At 51.9% G+C, this 21,326-nt stretch carries 19 protein-coding genes; 12 read left to right on the top strand and 7 right to left on the bottom strand.

What is annotated here, in order from left to right:
• Position 1: 1 nt before the first annotated feature.
• The 3 genes from PsAD13_RS02870 to PsAD13_RS02860 all read right to left on the bottom strand — a co-directional run bounded on the left by PsAD13_RS02870 (position 2) and on the right by PsAD13_RS02860 (position 4,712).
• Complete coding sequence (locus tag PsAD13_RS02870; protein ID WP_208986387.1) at positions 2 to 1,600, bottom strand: DUF4173 domain-containing protein; 1,599 nt, start codon at positions 1,598 to 1,600, stop codon at positions 2 to 4.
• Positions 1,601 to 1,801: 201 nt separating this feature from the next.
• Positions 1,802 to 3,859: a methyl-accepting chemotaxis protein gene (locus PsAD13_RS02865; RefSeq protein ID WP_063317221.1), complete on the bottom strand. Its 2,058-nt coding sequence runs from the start codon at positions 3,857 to 3,859 to the stop codon at positions 1,802 to 1,804.
• Between the two features lie 343 nt (positions 3,860 to 4,202).
• Entirely contained in the window at positions 4,203 to 4,712 is a 510-nt protein-coding gene (locus tag PsAD13_RS02860; protein WP_063317220.1) for a DUF2867 domain-containing protein, read from the bottom strand.
• Between the two features lie 289 nt (positions 4,713 to 5,001).
• Between PsAD13_RS02860 and PsAD13_RS02855 the strand changes: the two genes are divergently transcribed.
• Complete coding sequence (locus PsAD13_RS02855) at positions 5,002 to 5,931, top strand: prolyl oligopeptidase family serine peptidase (RefSeq protein WP_063317219.1); 930 nt, start codon at positions 5,002 to 5,004, stop codon at positions 5,929 to 5,931.
• 68 nt (positions 5,932 to 5,999) lie between these two features.
• Here the strand turns inward: PsAD13_RS02855 and PsAD13_RS02850 are convergent, their stop codons facing one another.
• The 3 genes from PsAD13_RS02850 to pyrF all read right to left on the bottom strand — a co-directional run bounded on the left by PsAD13_RS02850 (position 6,000) and on the right by pyrF (position 8,346).
• Complete coding sequence (locus PsAD13_RS02850; protein WP_153040667.1) at positions 6,000 to 6,437, bottom strand: type III secretion system chaperone; 438 nt, start codon at positions 6,435 to 6,437, stop codon at positions 6,000 to 6,002.
• 396 nt (positions 6,438 to 6,833) lie between these two features.
• A complete protein-coding gene (gene pcp, locus PsAD13_RS02845; protein WP_063294275.1) occupies positions 6,834 to 7,502 on the bottom strand; it encodes a pyroglutamyl-peptidase I in 669 nt (222 codons plus the stop codon).
• A gap of 127 nt (positions 7,503 to 7,629) precedes the next feature.
• Complete coding sequence (pyrF, locus tag PsAD13_RS02840) at positions 7,630 to 8,346, bottom strand: orotidine-5'-phosphate decarboxylase (RefSeq protein WP_063302648.1); 717 nt, start codon at positions 8,344 to 8,346, stop codon at positions 7,630 to 7,632.
• Between the two features lie 204 nt (positions 8,347 to 8,550).
• On the opposite strand from pyrF, the gene hisB reads away from it, so the two are divergent.
• The 11 genes from hisB (at position 8,551) to PsAD13_RS02785 (ending at position 16,324) form a co-directional block, all read left to right on the top strand.
• On the top strand, positions 8,551 to 9,144 hold the full coding sequence (hisB, locus tag PsAD13_RS02835; RefSeq protein ID WP_063286376.1) for an imidazoleglycerol-phosphate dehydratase HisB: 594 nt from the start codon (positions 8,551 to 8,553) through the stop codon (positions 9,142 to 9,144).
• Positions 9,145 to 9,179: 35 nt separating this feature from the next.
• Positions 9,180 to 9,653, top strand: coding sequence for a DUF2628 domain-containing protein (locus PsAD13_RS02830; protein ID WP_063286375.1), 474 nt, complete (start codon positions 9,180 to 9,182; stop codon positions 9,651 to 9,653).
• A 13-nt stretch (positions 9,654 to 9,666) separates the two neighbouring features.
• On the top strand, positions 9,667 to 10,320 hold the full coding sequence (gene hisH / locus PsAD13_RS02825; protein ID WP_063302647.1) for an imidazole glycerol phosphate synthase subunit HisH: 654 nt from the start codon (positions 9,667 to 9,669) through the stop codon (positions 10,318 to 10,320).
• A gap of 45 nt (positions 10,321 to 10,365) precedes the next feature.
• Positions 10,366 to 11,109, top strand: coding sequence for a 1-(5-phosphoribosyl)-5-[(5-phosphoribosylamino)methylideneamino]imidazole-4-carboxamide isomerase (gene hisA, locus PsAD13_RS02820; RefSeq protein ID WP_063302646.1), 744 nt, complete (start codon positions 10,366 to 10,368; stop codon positions 11,107 to 11,109).
• On the top strand, positions 11,106 to 11,885 hold the full coding sequence (hisF, locus tag PsAD13_RS02815) for an imidazole glycerol phosphate synthase subunit HisF (protein WP_063302645.1): 780 nt from the start codon (positions 11,106 to 11,108) through the stop codon (positions 11,883 to 11,885). Before hisA ends, hisF begins: the two co-directional genes overlap by 4 nt.
• A 54-nt stretch (positions 11,886 to 11,939) precedes the next feature.
• A complete protein-coding gene (locus tag PsAD13_RS02810; protein ID WP_057463034.1) occupies positions 11,940 to 12,263 on the top strand; it encodes a phosphoribosyl-ATP diphosphatase in 324 nt (107 codons plus the stop codon).
• Positions 12,264 to 12,317: 54 nt separating this feature from the next.
• Positions 12,318 to 13,283: a type I pantothenate kinase gene (gene coaA, locus PsAD13_RS02805; RefSeq protein WP_057463035.1), complete on the top strand. Its 966-nt coding sequence runs from the start codon at positions 12,318 to 12,320 to the stop codon at positions 13,281 to 13,283.
• A 325-nt stretch (positions 13,284 to 13,608) separates the two neighbouring features.
• Complete coding sequence (locus PsAD13_RS02800) at positions 13,609 to 14,571, top strand: hypothetical protein (RefSeq protein WP_063317218.1); 963 nt, start codon at positions 13,609 to 13,611, stop codon at positions 14,569 to 14,571.
• Between the two features lie 92 nt (positions 14,572 to 14,663).
• Complete coding sequence (locus tag PsAD13_RS02795) at positions 14,664 to 15,443, top strand: GNAT family protein (protein ID WP_057463037.1); 780 nt, start codon at positions 14,664 to 14,666, stop codon at positions 15,441 to 15,443.
• A gap of 165 nt (positions 15,444 to 15,608) precedes the next feature.
• Entirely contained in the window at positions 15,609 to 15,866 is a 258-nt protein-coding gene (locus PsAD13_RS02790; protein WP_057463038.1) for a PQ-loop domain-containing transporter, read from the top strand.
• Positions 15,867 to 16,018: 152 nt separating this feature from the next.
• The gene (locus PsAD13_RS02785; protein WP_063294282.1) at positions 16,019 to 16,324 is read left to right on the top strand and encodes a hypothetical protein; all 306 of its coding nucleotides are present in this window, start codon (positions 16,019 to 16,021) and stop codon (positions 16,322 to 16,324) included.
• Positions 16,325 to 16,400: 76 nt separating this feature from the next.
• Here PsAD13_RS02785 and PsAD13_RS02780 read toward each other — a convergent pair whose 3' ends face one another.
• Positions 16,401 to 21,209, bottom strand: coding sequence for an NAD-glutamate dehydrogenase (locus tag PsAD13_RS02780; protein WP_063306067.1), 4,809 nt, complete (start codon positions 21,207 to 21,209; stop codon positions 16,401 to 16,403).
• Positions 21,210 to 21,326: the final 117 nt, after the last annotated feature.

Raw genomic sequence — 21,326 nt, 5'->3', positions numbered from 1 at the left:
TTCAGAGGCCCGGATCGTCACGATATCGAGTTTTACTGTCGCTTGGTGCCGTTTGCAACTCAGTCGGGGTTTGCAATTCGACCGGGACCTCATTCTCTTGCAGATAATCGAGCAGCAACTGATTTCTAAGGCTCCAAAGGCGCCAGTCCCTTGCGTCGAGCCGCACGTGGAGAGCCATATAACGCCGGGAGGACTGCAACTTTATCAGATACTTACTTTTGCCTTCACTTTCGCGGTCCAACTCGCTTCTGATCTTAGCATCAATTGCGGGGATTGCCTGCGGACCAAGCTTGATCAGATACCAATGGTCAAACTTGGTGCCCTCGGCGTAGGTCACATTGTAGTTTGCGATGAAAGCGGCTGTATTTGTGAGGCTGAGGGAATACAGGATCACCGCGACCACAAGCATGTTCACCCGAACAAGCCAGCTGTTGTCACGCTTCAGCGCGAGCTTCACAACAATGCTAAGCACCCCGATAAGCACCAGCATCACCCAGATCAACGCGTAAAAGCGCAGGTAAGTCATTGAATACTCGCTGACGTAATTGCCAAGGCGCGCAAGACAGGAGACCACAAGCAGAGTGGTTTGAACTGTCCATGCGAGCAGCAGCACCTGCACGAGCTTGGATTTTGCGGTCGCAGCCCCTGAACGGCTGGCAAACAACACAAAGATTGCAGCAAGCAGAGCGGCGATGATGAGCGTATAAACGCCTGAGTGTGCGTAATTGGCGTATGTGGTTCCTGCTGGGAGTTCTTGAGAACCCCACAGGTAGACAGCATCCAACACCGTTTGCAGGGCGAAGAGACCGTTGAAGAGGACCAGTGAGCGAACCACTGCCTTGTAGCCAAAGAGATCATCCATCACTGATTGATAGGCCTGAACGACTTCCTGCTCCGGTGTTTTGACACTCGGCACAGTAGTTTTCTCTTTCTTCAGCTTTTTTCTGAACTTGACCCGCAGAAACGGCCAGACCAGAGCAAAGGCAATAGACCAGAACACGATGCGTGCCATGTTCAGTTTTTCGAAGAACTTTCCAGGATTGATGTTGAGCAACCACTGCTCAATGACCGGGTTTGATGAGCTGAACAGGTAGAGGAAGACCGGGAACAGCGTTAGCGGCAAGAACCAGGTGAACGCCAGTTTTGCGTAGTTGGAGAATGGCCGCTTGCGACGCTTCACACGACTTAGGGTGATCATGTCCTTTACAAAGCCCAGCGGCCAGCGGCGCAGGAAAATGAGCAGCACTCTTAGTAACTTCAGGTCGAAGGCGTTTATGCGCAAGTTCATGATCAGTGCGCTTATGGCTAATGATAGGATCGCAATAAGGCCGCTGAGGAAATCCCACTGGAGCACGCTTGGAGCAACGCCAGCCATCACTGTCAGTCCTGCGATCCATGCACGGTGAGCACTTACCCTGCCCGCACCCGCCAGCATAATTGCAAAGGCAACGGCCACGATGAAGATGCTGAAGCCAATTTCTGCGCGGTGGCCAAAGAATAAGAAATCTGCGAGCAGACAGAGCCCCAGGCCGAGGATAAGACGCGCCTGAATGCCAAGGACAGGCATCCATGGCAGTTGTTTGCGAAAGGTCGATAACATTGATTTTGCCCCAAAATCACTTGAAAGAATGAAGTTGGGGGAGATCTAGAGACCTCGATTGCAGGGAGTTGGGCAAAACACATGAGATCGCGTGCAGATTTGTGCAGTTTCTGTGCAGGCGGTTTTCATGATGTGTTGGGCAGCGGAAAAGGCAGCCTACACTGATGTGCAAACTGCCTTTGGTTTGTTGTTTCAGTCTCCCTAAGCCGCTTTTATGTCACCAAGGAACTGGTCGATTTCCGTGCGGAGGTGGTCAGCTTCTGTGCGGAGTTCTTCGGAAGCGATGAGGACTTGCTTGGAGGTTACGCCGGTTTGAATGGCAGCCTCGTTGACCTTGGAGATGTTTTCCGTGACCTCCGCCGTTCCACCTGCAACTTCGCTGACGTTGGTTGCAATTTCCTGCGTGGCGAACTTTTGCTCACTGATTGCGCTGGAGACAGCACTGGCACGTTCGTCGATCTCACGAATGATCTTGTCGATGTCTTCCATTGCCGTGAGAGAGCCCTCTGTTGCGCGCTGGATATCTGCAATCTCGTTGCGGATCTGTGCGGTGGCCTGAGATGTCTGCTCTGCCAGCGACTTCACCTCGCTTGCCACCACTGCAAAGCCCTTGCCTGCCACCCCTGCCCGCGCGGCCTCTATTGTGGCGTTGAGCGCAAGCAGATTGGTTTGCTCGGCAATATCTGTGATGATGCTGACCACATCCCCCACACTTTGCGCAGCCTTGCGCAGTTCTGCTGCGTCGGAATTGGCGCTGTGCACTTGCTCTACGGCCTCTGAGGCTGCTTTTCGGCAATGGTGCATCTGGTTACCGATTTCAGCGACAGAACTGTCGAGTTCCTCCGTTGCTGAGGCGACGGACTGGACGCTGCGGGACGCTTCTTCAGCTGCCGACGCCACGGCTTTGGATTGGGAGCTTGTGAGCTCGGAGATATTCGACATTTCCTGAGAGGAGAGCTGCATGGTCTGCGAGTTGCGGCCCATGGTCTCCAGCACGTATGAGACGGCCTGCTCAAAATCGGCGATACGCCCTTCCAGAAACTCGCCACGCTCAAGCTGAACCGCGTGCTGAGTGTCTTGCTCGTGCTTCAGATCACGCGCCAGGATCATGTTTTCCTGGAATACGGATACCGCCTTGATCATCTGGCCCACTTCGTTTTTAGCAGGCTCCGGCAGCTTGATGTTCAGATTGCCACTCGCAAGTTTCTCCATGGCCTCAATGATACCTGCGAAGGAGCGCTGGATGGATTTGATAAGGATGAAAGACATCAGGAACACCAGTAGGAAGGCAGCTGCTGCGATGCTCATGTGCAGTGTCAGACGTCCGTTGGCATTGGCCTGAAGGTGCTCCGTATCTGTGATCAGGCTTGCGGCGATGGTGTTTTCCAGTGTCTTGAGCTGATTGATCTTCTGGGAAGCTGTTTGAAACCACTCCGGACCGCTTATTGCTTCCAGGTCAGTTGTGGAGTTTGCATCATCCAGCGCGATGCTGCGGTAGGTGTTCAGCTTCGTGTTGGCAGCCCCTTCCTGCACCTTTGTGAAGTCTGCAAAGATTTCACGTGTGGCATAGGTCTGGAAGATATGGGTAAAGGCCTCTTGTTCCACGATCAGCTTTTGAAACTTCTTCATAGCTGCAGGTGGGAACGCGTTGCTTGCGAAGCCAGCAGCACCAACCGCCCGCTCCAACCCTGCCCGCTCCTTTGCCAGAAGGAAGGCATGATAACTCACAATGCGATCTACAATTTCCGCGTTGGGACTGAGCTCGCTCATGGAACCGATGATATCCAGCTTCTCGGAGTTTAGTTGGGTGTAGAAACTGACAGCCTCTCCAATCTGCGCGTTGAGGTCATCTACTTTAGAACGCATGGCTGGTGTCTTTTGCAGTTGCGCGTTGATGCCTTCCAGGTCTGCTGCAAATTCTGGCTGATAGATGGTCAGGTCAAAGGCTTTTAGGAACTGCAGGTAGTCGATGCGCGCTGTATCGGTTGCTCGGCGTTGCTCTTTCAGGTCAACTGCAAACTGCTGGCCTTTGCTGGCGAGGAACAAGGCAGTGGCTCCGCGCTCCTTTTGCTGCTCATGCACCAGACTGCCGATTTTGACCGATAGGCGCGTGAGCTGAGACAGTGCTGCCAGCTTCTGCTCATCCTCAGTATCCACCTTGATGAGCTGATAGAGAAAAACGAGAGCTGCAATACTTGGAATAATTGAGAGCAGTGTAATGGTATGAACAATTCTGAGCTTAGCTAAATATGCAAACATGATAATATGGGTCCGCTGAAATCTAGCTAAGCATTTTCCCTTGTTTATTTACGGCCAGTTAACGATACAGGGCCGATTTCATGCATGCGAGTAGCATTTGGAATCGTGTGAAAGCTACACTTTTGATAGAGCCTTGTTCAGAAATTCTTTTTCTGGAAATAAAGTCCTTTTGTTAATCAGATAAAAACATTAGTTATTTCGTATATTCTTTAAAAACAAACATTAGATATATCAGTAAACTGATTAATCAGATCAACAATTATTCGCAGGCAAACTTAAATCAGAGCAGAGATTCGAAATAAAACGCCTCATTCAAGAGATTAATACACTCTGATTAAGCGCTTTACTTAGACGAGCAAAATGCACGACTTACGTTACGTAGCATGCGCCAGGAAATGAACTTGTGGGCCGGACCAACGGGCAGCATGTAGAGGTTGCCGAACCAGTTGTGGGTGATGACTGAGGACGTGATGCGGACCAGCGTCCCTTCATTAGCGGCATCGACACTAAGGGTGGTCATGACTGAGAGGTGCTTGTCTCTTGAGGTGAGCACTAACTCGCGATCCTCGATATGTTCCACCAAAAAGAAGTCTAGATGATCTCCCACATCTGGCGGTGTGGCGGCACGTTTGTCTCCAAATCCTTTTATCTTTGTGACGCCCGCTAATGCGGAGATTTGGTCTCTCACCCAAAACGCAGCACTGAGCCAAGCGGAGCGTTTGCTGAACAACGCACGGTAGACTTCAAATGCGGTTGGCTGTGCGCTTATCTTCAAAGAATTGGCGTGATAGAAGTTAAGCTCTTCGCGTGGAGCAACCAATTGAGGGACCGGGAGGGATGAGATTTCCGGCATTTCTGATGCTCCTTCAATGCAGCCATGACTAATGTGACCATCTCTTTAGAATAATCTAAAGTACTTTTATAGACAACGGATTAGATCCTGTTACGCAGCTTGCCTGAAACTATAATTATATATCTTAGGCGCCACACTCTCGCCTTATGATTGCAGCACACTTTTCCTTGCACCAGTTCGGTGTTTCTATTTTTATATTACGGGCAGATCACGTTGAGTGTGAGGTACAGCAAGACAGGCTTTTCTGTATGGCTCTGTGCGCTTGCTGTGTCTGCTCATGGGGGAATTTATGCAATCTAGTTTGCTTCGTGTTGCTATTGGGTGTTCCGTTCTCTTCACTGCTCAGGCCGCTTTTGCATCAGGCCTTTATCTTGTGCGTGAAGACGGCAGTGAGATCACAATCTATCTGAAATCCCAAAGCCCGAAGGACGCGACAGACCTCCTTGTTCTCATTCAGGGTTCTGACTGCAACAGCGTTGCGAACAACAAGCTGATCAATGAGGAATTCTCGCAGGTGCTGCCAAAAGCGGATGTGTTGACCGTTGAAAAATACGGCATCACCTCGGATCTTTCATGGGATCGCAGCGATAAGCGTACGGACTGCCCAGCGGATTACATCGAAAATGACTCACCGGAACGTCGGACAGCAGATTACATCAAGACTATCAATCAGCTGAAAGAAGGCGGGATTTACGAGCGTGTGTTCTTAGTTGGCGGAAGTGAAGGCGCAATGGTCGCCAACATGATTGCCGCAAAAACTGATTTTGTGACGGCCAGTGTTGCTCTGAATGGTGGTGGCCGTAAATTTCTGGATACAATCCTTTATAATATCAAACACACTTCCAACTCAAAAGAGCAGGAAAAAGAAGATACAGAGGGCTTTACCGGCTTTGCGATGCACGTGATGAACAGTGAGCCATTCGAATTAAACATGGGCGATCACGGTTATGCTTGGTGGCGATATATGCTTGATTCTGACCAGCTGGAAATTCTTGCGCAGGTAGATAATCCACTTCTGATCGTGCAAGGAGGCAAAGACATCAATGTTTCACCTGAAGCTGTTGATCAACAGATTGCGAAACTCGCGGAGTTGAGCAAGACCAATATTACTTACAAATCCTATCCGGACATGACCCACTCCTTTAAGGGGGCCGGAGGGGACAGCATGGTCGAGCAAGTCATCACCGACATTAAGGGATGGTTGGCGCAGCTGGATTGATCCATCGAAGGGCAGTTTTCTGCCCTTTTCTTTTATGGTGGGGGATGGATTGTCAGCTTGGCTGCTTATTAATGCAGTTCCAACTTTGCCTTGGCACTATCCTGCGAGTGACAGACACCATCGCGCTTCATTTTGCGCTCGCACTGACGTTGGGAGGCAGGGGTGAACTTTGGCTTCCACGCACGGACAACTTCTTTAAATTCTGCGAGGAACAGTTTGAGTTCTGCGGCATCAAGCTCTTCAAGAGCGATGCAGGAAACAACGGCAGGCTGGCCAAGGGCAACACGAATGAAGGTAAAGCGGTTCTTTGCGGTATGGTTCTCGTGCAGCATCTGAACCATGACATGTTGCGGTACATCGGCATCCTCTGAGAGGTAAGCCATCATCTTCAGGCGCTTGTCGCAGGCCCGCATGTGGATCTCAATATCATCAGCATTCAGCGTACACTCACCGTCTGTATTAAAGACAGGCGCTTCCATGCCGCCATCCGATGCAACCTTATTCATAAGTGTTTGCGGTGTCATATTCTGCAAGACAAACCATCCAATCCATTTGTTTCTATAGTGGCGGAAAATATCGAATATTCTCCTAAGAGCTCCCCGTTTTTGAGGCAGGAAGTTCCAGTGACCACTATGAATTGGAATAAGGGCAGAAACTGTCTTCTATGAGACACAAAGCCGTGATGTGCGTGCAGAAATCGTCAGTCTTACCACCTAAATAACGCCGCTGTGATCTGGGCTGACCCGCAAAACTGCGAAGGCAGTCATATGAGTTGTGAAATTTGCAAAACACAACCCAACTTGATCACATCTGCTGAACTCGGCGTCAGAGGGTATGGATAAGTGTTGAGAGACGCTTTTATGCCCGATGTGTCATTTTTTTGGTGCTCGGGTGTGTCCTTTTCAGATCAGCATCTTGGAGATGATGTTGATGTTCTGGTCCTGATGATTGGCCTGTAACGCCTCAATTCCGGCTCGCATACCTTTGACCAGAGTGTCGACTGACATGCTTGGTGCGCCGAGGTTCTGGATCATGGCGGCAACCTCCGGCAAATGAGGCAGATGCACCCAACCGGCCCGAACCGGGAGATTGTGTTTCGCGATGTGGTGCAGGACGCCGTACATGAGATGATTGCAGCAGAACGTGGCAGCTGAATCCGAGATATCCGTTGGCACCCCAGCATCACGCATGGCTTGCGTCATAGCCCGAAGAGGAACCGTTGCGTAGTAGCCAACTGGCCCATCTGGCACGGTCAGCTCACCTTGAAGTGTGACACCTGCGGTATCGGTTACGCCATAGCGAGCGCAGTCGTTGAGGTTTTGTGCGAGGCGCTCCAGAGTGATCATGGAGCGACCACCATATTCGCCCAGCATGAGGACAGAGCTGGGTTTCAGCTCTTCCATGGCAGCAACGGTTTCTTCTATGCAGTGAAAATAGCTGCCAGAGACGATGCGGGAGACGATTTTAGCACCAGCGATCTCTTCACCATCCAGTGCCAGCGCAAGCTTTTCTGCCGGATTGGTGGGCGTATTGGCATAGGCGCCAAAGCCTGTGATGAGAATGGTTTCCATAAAATGCGCTCCCTCTCGTTCAGATCGCGCAAATGGTACCCAGAGCAGCTTAAGCCTTTGTTCAAGAGACAAAGACAGATGAAGCAAAAAGAGCCTCTGCATGACAGAGGCTCCCTAGTTTGTGACTTTATAGAGCGCTTTCAATTTCTGCCACGACAGCTTCGGCTGCTGCGCGTGGATCTTCGGCGCGGTAGATTGGGCGGCCGATGACGAGGTAGTCGGAACCAGCTTTGATGGCGTCGTAAGGTGTCATCACACGGCGCTGATCGCCTGCATCTGCGCCTTTAGGGCGTACGCCTGGTGTCACGATGCAGAGCTTGTCGCCAACTTTGGCACGCATGGCGGCGGATTCCATTGGCGAGCAGACGATGCCACCGACGCCAGCAGCTACCGCATCAAGCGCACGCTGATCCACCAAGGTTGCTGTAGGGCCGACGTAGCCCGCGTCTTTGAGGTCTTGCTCATCCATCGAAGTGAGCACGGTGACACCCAGCAGGCAGAGGTCTTTGTTGCCGACTTCTTCCAGTGCCTTTACGGCTGCGCGCATATTTTTCGGGTAAGCGTGCACGGTCATGAACTTCATGCCCATTTTTGCAACGTTTTTCACTGCGCTGGTGATGGTGTTGTCGATATCCAGAAGCTTCACATCCAGAAAGATGGAATGCCCTTCCTTCGCCATCTCTTCAGCAAACTGAAGACCACCTGCGAACTGGAGTTGCATGCCAATTTTGTAAGTGCCGACAAGTCCTTGTGTTTGTTTGACGAGCTGGCGGGCCTCATCAACTGTTGGAACATCCAGAGGGAGGATCAGGCGATCGACTGCACTTGCTGGGCGATAAGACATGCGAGGCTCCAAATATCTGCTAGATAAACGGCTCAGTTCCTAACAGTTTGTGCCGAGAAATACCAGAGGGAGTAGCAGATCCTAGCTTTTTCATCTTTGGGTATTTTCAGCGATCCCTTAGCCTGTTAAAACGGCGCGTCTTTAAATGCTTGTGCAGGGGTTTTGCATGAGTATAAGGACTATAAACTTATCAAGGGACATCCCATGCGTCAGGCCACTATTGCCCGCGGCACAAAAGAAACGACGATCTCTGTTTCCATCAATCTGGATGGCACAGGCAAGTACGACATCAAAACCGGTGTTGGTTTCTTTGATCATATGTTGGAACAACTTTCCCGACATTCGCTCGTGGACATGACGATCCGCGCAGATGGTGACACCCATATTGACGACCACCACACCACCGAGGATGTGGGCATTGCTCTGGGACAAGCGTTTAAAGAAGCGCTTGGCGACATGAGTGGCATCACCCGCTATGCAGACACGCACCTTGCGATGGATGAAGCCCTGACCCGTGTGGCTCTGGATGTCTCCGGTCGTCCTTTCCTTGTCTGGCAGGTTGATTTCCCACGGGACAAGGTTGGCACGTTTGATACTGAGCTTTTTGAGGAGTTCTTCCGTGCGTTTGCCATGAATGCAGGTTTTACTCTGCACATTGCAAACCTTTATGGCACCAATTGCCATCATATTGCGGAAACATGCTTTAAAGCAGTTGCGCGTACTGTACGCACAGCTATCGAACCAGATCCACGTCAGAGTGGACGCGTGCCAACTACAAAAGGTCAGCTTGGCGGCTAACCTTTTCGGCCCGCAGCTCTGCTTGTTCAGGGAGAATGCAATTGGCTGTCTATTATGTCATGACCGAACCAGGGGTTTCACTTGACCACCTGAAGGACGAGGACGCACGAAACATCAAGTTCGTGAAAGACGGTTTCTCGTGGTGGGCGATGCTCTTCCCGCTGCTCTGGTCTTTGTACAACCGGATGTGGCTGGTCTTCCTCGGTTACTTGGCAGCTATCATTGCACTGGTGTTTGTAGCTGAAGCCTTTGGGTCTACCACTGGCGGCTTTATCACCGTGCTCGCCACTTTGTTTTTTGCGATGGAAGCCGGGTTCCTGAAAAGCTGGAGCCTGCGCCGCAAAAACTGGCAGACTGTCGGGTTTATCTCTGCTGCCAATCTGGATGAGGCAGAAATTCGTTTCTTCGACCGCATTTCCAAAACTAAAAGTGAAGTGCGGCTTCCACAGGGGCCAGTGGCCCCACACACCAGCGACACTGACGTCGTTGGAATGACACTCAAGCGATAACAGGGGTTTCTTCATGAGTGTGGCAATTATTGATTATGGTTCTGGCAACTTGCGCTCCGCGGCAAAGGCGTTTGAGCATGCAGCCCATAACCATCATCATGCTCATGAGGTTACGGTGACTTCTGATCCTTCAGTTGTTGCCAAGGCTGACCGTATCGTTCTGCCCGGTGTTGGTGCATTTGCAGATTGTCGCCGTGGCCTGCTGGCACTGGATGGCATGGAAGAGGCATTGGCGGAAGCTGTGCTCACCAACGGCAAGCCCTTCATGGGGATTTGCGTAGGCATGCAGTTGCTGGCGACTCGTGGGCTTGAATTTGAGAAGGCGGAAGGGCTGGACTGGATCAGTGGTGATGTCACCGCGATGAAACCAGCTAATCCTGAGCTGAAAATTCCTCACATGGGTTGGAACACCATCAACGTCATCGGCGATGAACATCCGGTGCTTGAAGGCATCAAAACCGGCGGTGATGGCCTGCACGCTTACTTCGTGCACTCCTATCACTTTGCGACCGAGAACCCTGAACACCGTTTGGCAAGCTTTGACTATGCGGGTGAGTTCACTGCGATGGTGGGACGAGACAACATGGTTGGTACGCAGTTTCACCCGGAAAAGAGCCAGAAGCTCGGTCTCTCTTTGATTTCCAATTTCCTGAGCTGGGCGCCGTAACGGCTGCCCGCTTTCAGTGACACAGACAAGTCCAAGGACAGAATTATGATTATTTTTCCAGCGATTGACCTTAAAGGTGGCCAGTGCGTTCGTTTGAAACTGGGCGACATGGATCAGGCAACCGTGTTTAACGATGATCCGGGTGCACAGGCGAAGGCGTTTCAGGACCAGGGCTTTGAATGGCTGCACGTTGTTGACCTTGATGGTGCGTTTGCCGGTGAGACTAAGAACGGCGAAGCTGTTGATGCGATCCTTGCCAACACCACCAACCCGGTTCAACTGGGCGGCGGTATCCGCAGCATGGAACACATCGACAACTGGCTGGCGAAAGGCGTTGCACGCGTCATTCTTGGTACCGTGGCTCTCCGTGACCCTGAGCTGGTGAAGGAAGCTTGCAAGAAGTACCCTGACCGCATTGCTGTTGGTATCGACGCAAAAGGTGGCAAGGTTGCTGTTGAAGGTTGGGCAGAGACTTCTGAGCTGACCGTGATTGAGCTGGCGAAGCAGTTTGAAGATGCTGGCGTTGCAGCGATCATCTACACCGACATTGACCGTGATGGTGTGCTGAAGGGCCTGAACATTGAGAGTACACTGGAGCTGGCGAATGCAGTGAGCATTCCGATTATTGCTTCCGGTGGCTTGGCAGATATCAAGGACATTGAGCGTCTGGTGCAAACAGACTGCGATATTCTTGAGGGCGCGATCTCTGGTCGTGCGTTGTATGATGGTCGTCTTGACCCTGCTGAAGCGCTTGATCTGATCAAGAAAAGCCGTGAGGGCCTCGCATGACCCTGAAGGCTCGCATTATTCCATGCCTTGATGTGAAGGATGGCCGTGTCGTGAAAGGCGTCAACTTTGTTGACCTGATTGATGCTGGCGACCCTGTTGAGGCAGCCAAAGCTTATGACGCAGCTGGTGCAGATGAGCTGACGTTCCTTGACATCACAGCCTCCAGCGACAATCGCGACACGATCTATGATGTTGTGCGACGCACTGCTGAAGCTTGCTTTATGCCAGTGACTGTTGGAGGCGGTGTGCGCACTGTTGAAGACATCCGCAAGCTGCTGATCGCCGGAGCTGACAAAGTTTCAATCAACACCGCAGCGGTGAAAAATCCTGAATTTATTCGGGAAGCAGCCCAGAAATTCGGCAGCCAATGTATTGTTGTCAGCATTGATGCTAAGCGCGTTTCTGCTGAAGGCGAAGAAGAGCGCTTTGAGATCTTCACCCATGGTGGCCGTACACCAACCGGCATTGATGCTGTTGAATTTGCGCGTAAGGCAGTGGACCTTGGCGCTGGTGAGTTGCTTGTTACATCAATGGATCGTGACGGCACGCAAGAGGGCTACAATTTGCCGCTTACCCGTGCAATTGCGGATGCTGTACATGTACCTGTGATCGCTTCCGGTGGGGTTGGAACTCTGGATCATCTGGTTGAGGGTGTTCGTGATGGACACGCGACTGCTGTGCTTGCTGCTTCAATCTTCCATTTTGGGACTTACAGCATTGAAGAAGCCAAGCAACACATGGCAGATGCTGGAATTCCTATGCGTCTGGATAAGTAAATTTCGCTCAGGTATTCAGAGTAATCCTGAAGCGGCCTCAACAAGGCTAGCCAAATGACCAATTTTACCCTTTCGGACCTAGAGGCTATTGTTGCTGCACGTGCGAACAGTGACGATGAAATGTCATATACCCGCAAACTCATTTCAAAGGGCGTTTCCAAGTGTGCACAGAAGCTTGGAGAGGAAGCCGTTGAAACTGCGATTGCAGCCGTAGAAGGTGATAGGGACGGCGTTGCTTCTGAAGCAGCTGACCTGCTTTATCATCTACTTGTTGTTATGAAGGTTTCCGATGTGTCGCTGGATGAAGTTCTAGCTAAGCTTGCAGCACGCACCGGCCAAACCGGACTGGAAGAAAAAGCGTCTCGTACGGACGACTAGTTTTCTTCCAGTCACGCGAAGTGGGAGGCACGAGGGGCCTTGAGCGCTAACGCTATGCATAAAGAAATCGCTCCAGTGCAAGAGCTGGACCTGTCCCCCTACTCTGTCTTTACAGAGACTGAATGGGCGTCTTTACGCGCAGGCACACCAATGACGTTGAGCATGCAGGAAATTGAAGACCTGCAATCGCTCAATGACTTTGTGTCTCAGGAGCAGGTGAAGAATATTTACCTGCCTCTGTCTCGTCTGCTTGCCTATTACGTGGAAGCTTCCCAAAGCCTTCAGTTTGCAACGAAGCGCTTTTTGGGCATGCAGCTGACCCGAACGCCGTTCATCATTGGTATTGCGGGTTCGGTCTCTGTCGGCAAGTCAACGACGGCCCGCCTGTTACAGGCACTGCTTTCACGCTGGCCTGCCAGTCCGAAAGTTGACCTGATCACCACTGATGGTTTTTTGTATCCCAACTCTGTTCTGGAAACAGAAGGATTGATGCGTCGGAAGGGCTTTCCTGAGAGTTATGACCGCTCTGCACTGCTCAAATTCCTGACAGACATCAAGGGCGGAGAGCGCAAAGTTCGTGCCCCGATTTACTCTCATTTCTTCTATGATGTGATGCCGGGACAGCATGTCACAGTCGAACAGCCAGATATTTTGATCGTCGAAGGGCTGAACGTTTTGCAGACTTCACATCAGCCAAAAGCGGCAAAGGCAGTGCCCTTTGTCTCTGATTTCTTTGACTTTTCCATCTACATTGATGCGGAAGAGCAAGTGCTGCAACGCTGGTATCTGGAGCGTTTCATGCGTCTGCGTGAGACGGCATTCCGAGATCCCGGTTCATATTTCCATAAATTTTCCACAATTTCGAATGATAAGGCGCAAGAGATCGCGAAGGACCTTTGGCAAAACATCAATCTGGAGAACCTTCGCCAGAACATCTTGCCAACGCGACCACGCGCTGATCTGATCCTGACAAAGGGAACAGACCACAGCATCGAAACCGTGGCGCTGCGCAAGATCTAAACGAGCAAACGCGCTCTTACATTGCTGACTGACAGACTGGCACCGAGAGGCAGGCGCCAGCCTGTATTGCATGTGTTTGAGCGTTGAGTGCCTGCAGGCCTTCCCCGGAAAGCTTGCTGGAAAGTTTTGCCTGCCGGCGTGCAAGATGCCCCCGAGCAGGAGCTTGCGTCAGTAAAACGACAGCTGCGCACCATCATCAGACTGGCATGAACCACGAAGCGTGTGAGCGCCTCGACCGTTTCTTATTGCCAAGTTCCAGCAATCTCGCATGCAACGCGCGCGGGAACCGGTGCCGCTGTGCCTAAAAAGGGCTTTCGGAGGAATTATGCTACAGCTTGCAAAAGTATCCGCGTATGCAGGGTTTAGTTTTCTGGTTCTCACTACAGCAGTTGCTGCAGGGCCAAACGCTTCTTTTGGTGATCTTTCCTTGTCTGAGGAACCAATTTCTCTGCTCTCCGGCAAAGATACTCTTCCGCAAAACAAGATGACCACCTCCGGCAACTATAATGTTGCCAAGCCAATTCTTGCTAAGGGCTGGGTGACAGCTGAAGACGGCAAGGCAGGCTCCTCTCTTCAACAAATCCTACCTGTTGGTGCACAGCTGAGCGTATTGGACTGGGCGACTGACCCAACCAAAGGCGAGCTGGTTCGTCTGGGTGTTGACCAGCCAGATGAAGACGGCAGCATCACCTCTGACATTTACGTTTCCAAAGCAGATTTTTCTACTTACACGCTGACTGAAGTTGCCAAACTCAGCCGTGACGAAGCAGACAAGATCGCCGGTAGCGAAGAAGACAGCTATATTGGCTATGCTGGCGCAGTGCTGGCTGCAAGCTCTGGCACTGTTCGCTCTGCTCGTCGCCGCCGCGGCATGACCTACTGCTACCGCTATGTGAAGAAGCATCTGATTTCTGAAGGTCTGGTAGACACCTACATTCCGGGTGGCTCGGCTTACATGGCGATCAAGTCTCTCCCGAAATATGGCTTCAAACGCTTGCGCGTGAGCAGCCCTGATCGTGCGCCAGATGGCTCGATCTGCGTTTATAACCGCGACAAACGCAATCGCCACGGCCACATTGAAGTGAAGAAAAGCGATACCTGCTACTGGTACGGCTACGGCTGTAGCAAGAACTCCATGTATGGACGTCGCGACTTTTACGACTGTTTTGCCAAAGGTGACATTAAGCGGAGTTTCTGGGCGTTTACGTCTTCGAGGAAAGAAGAGGACGACAATGAACGCGGAAGTTCTGCTCTTGTAAGAAAGAACGATCCTTCTGAACGCCTTTAATACCTGATGATGACACCCTGACTGAAAGGTCGGGGTTTTGTCATTTTGGTGCTTTAAACTTTCCAGATCGGGACATTCCGAGGAGGCCTAAAATGCTTGCATATCTAGCTGCACTGAAATCCGCAGAGAAATCCGAAAAGGATCCCTCTCAAAACCAGAATGAACTGGGGCAGGTCGTGGGCGAAGATATGTTGGATTGGGCTCCGGCTCAGCTGCCGACAGACGAGACGATGGTCGGTCACTTTTGCAGACTGGAGCGATTGGATCCCGAAAAGCATGCGCAAGACCTGTATGAGGCGTTCAGCGTTGATACAGAAGGCCGCAACTGGACCTATCTGGATGAAGGCCCTTTTCCAGACTTTGAAAGCTTTGAGCAATACATCAAGGAGTTGGCTGCCGGGAACGACCCGTTTTCATTTGCTATCATTGAACAAGAAGGCGGGAAAGCTCTTGGTGTTGCGAGTTATATGAACATTGTGCCTGAAACTGGCAGCATTGAAGTTGGGCACATCCACTTCTCCCCCCTGCTGCAACGCAAGTGCGGTGGTACGGAAGCGATGTTCCTGATGATGCAGCGAGTGTTCGATAAATGGGGCTACCGTCGTTATGAATGGCGGTGTAATGCCTTGAACAAAGTGTCTCGCAAAGCAGCTGTACGCCTTGGCTTCAGCTACGAGGGAACATTGCGTCAGGCATCCGTTGTCAAAGGCAAGAACCTGGATACGGCCTGGTTCTCAGTGCTTGATAGCGAATGGCCCGTTTTGCGTGCCTCCTTTGAAAAATGGCTTTCGCCTGCGAATTTCAAGGAAAACGGCGCGCGCATCAAAACGCTGTCCGAACTGGTTGCACGAGAAGAGGTCCGAGTCTTTTAACGACCTCTTAGCCGATCTAATGATGATGAAGCCTCGGTGCGCCCGAGGCTTTTTTGTGCGAAGACCTGCCGCACACGCACCTATTACGCTAGATTTCATGTTGTGCTACTCTGTTTTCACCTACCCAAGCTTTTCTTATCTCACATTACAAATGCGATTATCACTATGCTCGTTTATGCAGATTACATCGGCTATCTCGCTGCCATTATTGGCACCTTATGCTGGCTTCCTCAGACCGTGAAAACGTGGCGGTCTCGCGAGACAAAAGACCTCTCCCTTGCTGCAAACCTTCTTGTGCTGAGCACTGTAGTGCTCTGGTTTGTCTATGGCATCATGATGGAGGCCTGGCCGCTTGTTGTTGGCAATATCATCTCCATTATCGCGGTTGGTGCGATTGTGACCGCCAAGCTGATCTATAAATGAGGTCGCGCACAGAATGGTCGGATTTGAATAGATAGAGGCCCACAGCATTAAGCTCAGGTTCAGCACACCTTTCAGGACGTAATAGACAGAGACGCTGGTTTAAATTCATATCTATGGGGACGATATGTTTTGACACGTGAGAAGGAACCAGCATGTTCGACCTCAATAAAAACAATAAGAACGCCGCCGCCCAACAGGAACTCAAAGCGCAGTTGGAAGCGCTCCGTTCAAAGTCAGGAACCAAGGTCGAAGAAGAGCGCATCGAAGGCGTAGACAAGAGTGTGCTTGATCGTGCTGCCGCCCCTCGCGAAGTGCAGCTGACCCATGATATTGCCGCAGCGCGTGAGAAGTACCGCGCTGCTACCGGCGATGAGGACAAAAAGGCCGCAATGAAGCATATCTCCGACCTTGAAATGCGGCTGGCGATGGAAAAAGAGAAGAACGCCAAGAACAGATAATTCTGATCTCAGGCAAAGAAAAACCCCGGTGCAGGGTGCTGCACCGGGGTTTTGTTTTTTGTATTGTTCGCAGAGCTTAGTTTGCAAGCTCTGCCAGCATGCCAGCTGCCACAGAGAACTTGGAAACCGACAGGTTCTTCTCCAGAATCTCGTTGGTTGCCTGCTGTGTTCTTTCAGCTTTACCGCCATTGCGTTCCAGCCAGCCATCAAAGCCTTTTTCGTCCGCAAGGGCTTGAGCAGCCAGATCACGCAGAGCATTTGCCAGGATGGAGCGGGAACGGTCGAGTGCCAATCCGTCGTAGTAATCACGAATGACAAACTCACGAGCCAGCTCTTCAATCGCACCGAACTTGAAGTGCTCGGCCACGCGGAAGTAGGAGGCTGCAACTTCATCCACGTCACGGTTGGCTTTTTCAGAGACCAGAACGATATCCGGGATCACCATTTCGCCGATGAGACGGGCGATGCGAGCCGCGATCATGATTGGAACACCAGCTTCCACCAGACGATCAGTTTCCGCTTTGAGCGTCGCTGCCCGTTCTTCGGAAAGGAATGTTTCCAGACGTGGAGACAGACGCTTGACGGTATCGCGGAAGCGGTTGATCGCTGCTTCCAAACCGTCTTCGAAGGAGACGTTGCGCAGGAACCAGATCACCATACCCAGCACCAAATCCTGAACCAGAGTGTAGAGTTCTAGCTGCAGATCACCGGAGATGGTATTGTCGAGACGGTCGATCTCTTCGTTCAGCTGGGTCAGCCCAAAGGCATCACGCACTACGGCGAAGGCACGTGCTACATCAGCGACAGACGCGCCGGTCTGATCGATGATGCGGGTCAGGAATGCAGGGCCACCCCGGTTGATGATGGAGTTCGCCAGCATTGTTGCGATGATTTCGCGACGCAGACGGTGTCCTTCGATTTCCTGAGTGTAGGTCTCTGCCATCTGTTTCGGGAAGTAGCGGTACAGCTCTTTCGCGAGGTAGGCATCATCAGGAACGGAGCTGTTCAGCAACTCATCATGGAGCGTGAGTTTAGCATATGCCAGCAGCACGCCCAGTTCTGGACGAGACAGGTGCTGACCTGCTTTTTCACGTTCTTCAATGGTCACATCATCTGGCAGATCTTCAACAACACGATCCAGCAGATCCTGAGATTCGAGCTGACGCATCATGCGGACCTGATAGCCCAAATCTTCAAGACCACGACGATCACAAAGGGAGATTGCCAGAGTTTGCAGGTAGTTGTTACGCAGCACCAGCTGAGCAACTTCGTCTGTCATATCTGCCAGCAGAACGTTGCGGTCCGGAGTGGTCAGCGTACCCTTCTTAACTGCAGCGCCCAGCGCAATCTTGATGTTCACTTCCATATCGGAGGAGTTCACACCAGCGGAGTTGTCAATCGCATCGGAGTTACAGCGACCACCGGCACGAGAGAACTCGATACGAGCTTTCTGAGTGATGCCGAGGTTTGCACCTTCGCCGATGACTTTCGAACCGACTTCAGCTGCTGTGATACGGATTGCGTCGTTGCCGCGGTCGCCCACATCGCTGTTGTTTTCATCAGAAGCGCGGATGTATGTGCCGATACCACCGAACCACAGCAGGTCTGCCTGCATCTTCAGGATAGCGGTCATGACTTCCTGAGGAGATGCTTTCGACTTGTTGAGGCCGAGCATCTTCTGAACCTGAATGGTCAGAGGAATAGACTTGGAAGAACGTGGGTAGATGCCGCCGCCTTCTGAGATCAGTTCCTTGTTGTAGTCCTGCCAGGACGAACGCCCCAGATCGAACATACGCTTGCGTTCTTCCCAGGTCACAGCTGGATCCGGGTTCGGGTCAAGGAAGATGTCGCGGTGATCGAAGGCAGCAACGAGTTTGGTTGCCTTTGAAAGCAGCATACCATTGCCGAACACGTCTCCAGACATGTCACCAACACCACATGCGGTGAATGGTTCTTTCTGGATGTCACGGTCCATTTCGCGGAAGTGACGTTTCACAGCTTCCCAACCGCCGCGTGCGGTGATGCCCATCTTCTTATGGTCATACCCAGCGGAGCCGCCGGACGCGAATGCATCGCCCAGCCAGAAGCCTTTGCTTTCTGAGATCGCGTTTGCGGTGTCTGAGAAGGTCGCGGTGCCTTTATCAGCTGCCACAACGAGGTATGGGTCGTCCTGATCGTGACGAACAACCAGCTCTGGTGGCAGGATGAGGTCAGCGTCCAGATTATCTGTCAGATCCAGCAGGGAGGAGATGAAGATCTTGTAGGCTTCAGTTCCTTCTGCGATCCACTCGTCACGGCTGCCTGTTTTTGGAAGCTGTTTCGGCAGGAAACCACCTTTTGAGCCAACAGGAACGATCACAGCGTTTTTGACCTGCTGTGCTTTCACAAGGCCCAGCACTTCTGTGCGGTAATCCTGAGCGCGGTCGGACCAACGCAGGCCACCACGAGCAGCCGGACCAAAGCGCATGTGCACGCCTTCAACGCGTGGGCTGTACACAAAGATCTCGCGGTACGGCAGCGGCTTTGGCAGACCTTCCACTTTATGTGGGTCAAGTTTGAATGCAAAGGTTGGTTTTGGCTGGCCAGCATCATCCAACTGGAAGAAGTTGGTGCGCAGTGTCGCCAGGATCAAATTCTGGAAACGACGGAGAATACGGTCATCATCCAGGCTCGTTACTTCATCAAGGCTTGCGGAAATCTCATCAATCAGACGCCCCTCCTTACCCGAACGTTCAAACGTTCCGAGTGTAGGATCGAAGCGTGTATGGAACAGGTGCACCAGCTGCTGAGCGATCTGTGGATAGCGGTTAAGAGTTCCCCACATATAATCTTCAGAATAGAGGATTCCAGCCTGACGCAAGTAGCGGGAGAGCGCACGGATCATAGCAATGTCGCGCCATGCCAATCCTGCTGTCAGTGCGAGGGCGTTATAACCATCGTTTTCAGCCTGTTTGTTCCAGACTGCGAGGAACAATGCACCAAGGCGCTCGATGTCTGCTTCTGTGAAGTTGCGGAAGCGGTTTTCATCCAGATGCAGCGTGGTGTCGTGCAGGTAGCTGAGTTCGCGATCCGACGGTGTAATCCGGTAGGTTCTCTCATTGATGACGCGGAACCCGAGATTTTCGAGCATCGGCACACGAGCAGATAGCGGAATCGGTTTGTTGAGGTGGTAGGCGCGCAGAGAAATCTGGCCCTTGCCTTCACGCTCGCGCTTGTAGAAGCTGATGACAAGCGGGCGCTTCTCACCCAGCTGTTCAACGCGGCGAATATCCTTGGTCGCGGTCACCGCTGGTGTCGCGGAGGTGTATTCACCATCAAACGCAGAGCCATACCGCTTCAACAGTGCGCCAGAGATGGCGTTGCCATAGACTGAGCGGAGCGCTTCTCGCAGGCTGTCTGTCCAGGTACGGACAATGACCTGAATGGAGGCTTCCAGCTCTGCCTGAGACGGTTGAGGCGTATCACCGATATAACGGCCAACAATATAATGGACGCGGACGAGAGGCCCTTCAGGGAATGTTGCGTACCAAGCTGACAGACGGCCTTCGTAGACATTTGCCAGATACTTACCAACCCGCTCACGAATGCTCGTGGTGAAATGATCACGCGGGATGTAGGTGATGATCGATACGAAACGGTCGAACTTGTCGGTTCTGGACAGAACACGGACACGTGGCCGCTCATTGAGCTGAAGAATCGCATCTGCAAAGTTGGAGAGGGTTTCAACATCAATCTGGAACAGATCATCACGCGGATAACCTTCCAAGATGTTGCGAAGTGCACGACCGCTGTGGCTTTCCGGATCAAAGCCGTGCTTCTTCATTACTTTCGCGGTCTTATGGCGAATGTAAGGAATAGAGCTGGTTGAGCGGGTGTATGCTGTTGCGGTGAAGAGACCGACAACGCGCAGTTCACCACGAAGCTTGCCTTCATCATCAAACAGCTTCACCCCAACATAGTCCATGTGCACGTGACGGTGAACGCGGCTGCGGATGTTGGCTTTACCGATGATCAGTGGTTCCGGCTTCAGCAGGAACTCTCTGATTTCCGGTGTCATAACAACGAATTCAGAACCCTTGCGGAGCACGCGGACCTTCGGATCGGTCAGAATGCCGAGACCAGAGCCTTCGATCAGAGAGAGTTCGCTGTTTTCACTGGTGTCATCAAAAATGAATTCGCGAATCCCCAAGAGGGTGAAATTATCAGCCGCCATCCACTCAAGGAAGGCGATTGCTTCGTCAAACTGCTTGTTGTCTGCCTTTGCGCGAACCTGCTGGTATTCTTCAACCGCCAGCTGGATTCTATCGCGCATTGGGCGCCAGTCTTGCACGGCCTGACGGACGTCATTGAGAACAAGGTCAAGAGTCTCTTCGAGTTTCTTGATGTCCTCATCAGAATTCAAACGTGTAAGGTGGATGTGGATGAGACTTTCGCGGCGAACAGATGGTCCTCCAAGACCAACCGTGCCGTGGAACTTTTGAAGGCCGCCATCATCATCACGCTCTACGATGAAGAGCGGGTGTAGTACGAGGCGGACTTCGTAGCCGGCTGTCTGGATTGCCCCCATCGCGGAGGAAACGAGGAAGGCCATGTTATCGTTGACGATTTCAACGATGGTAATGTCTTCGAGCTGCTTACCGTCAGCGTTTGGCTGCGGGTTGAACACACGAATACGATGGGTCCCCAGCGGGTGATTTGCGAAATCAGCCCAGGCTTCCTGCGATACGACCGCAAGCTCTGATGGGGTATAGTTCAGGAGATCTTCTGCATCGGCGTGAGAGAAGAGGTCTTCAGCAAACCTTGCTTCGTCTTCGTTATCGTCAATTAGCAGTGCACAGGTATCGGCAATAAGCCCAGCTTTAGCCTCGGCTGTCGTTACAGACATTCAGGCGTTCCTCATCCAACATTATAGTCGGCACAGGCTGCGCGAACATGCCACATGGACGCGGCCTATGCCTTTGAAACCTATTAAGGTGCATTTACTCAATATTTCAATGCGAAA

This window comes from Pseudovibrio sp. Ad13, from assembly GCF_001623225.1.
GTDB lineage: Bacteria > Pseudomonadota > Alphaproteobacteria > Rhizobiales > Stappiaceae > Pseudovibrio.
Note: the sequence above shows the minus strand (reverse complement) of the source record. Positions and strands in the feature narration are given on the sequence as shown.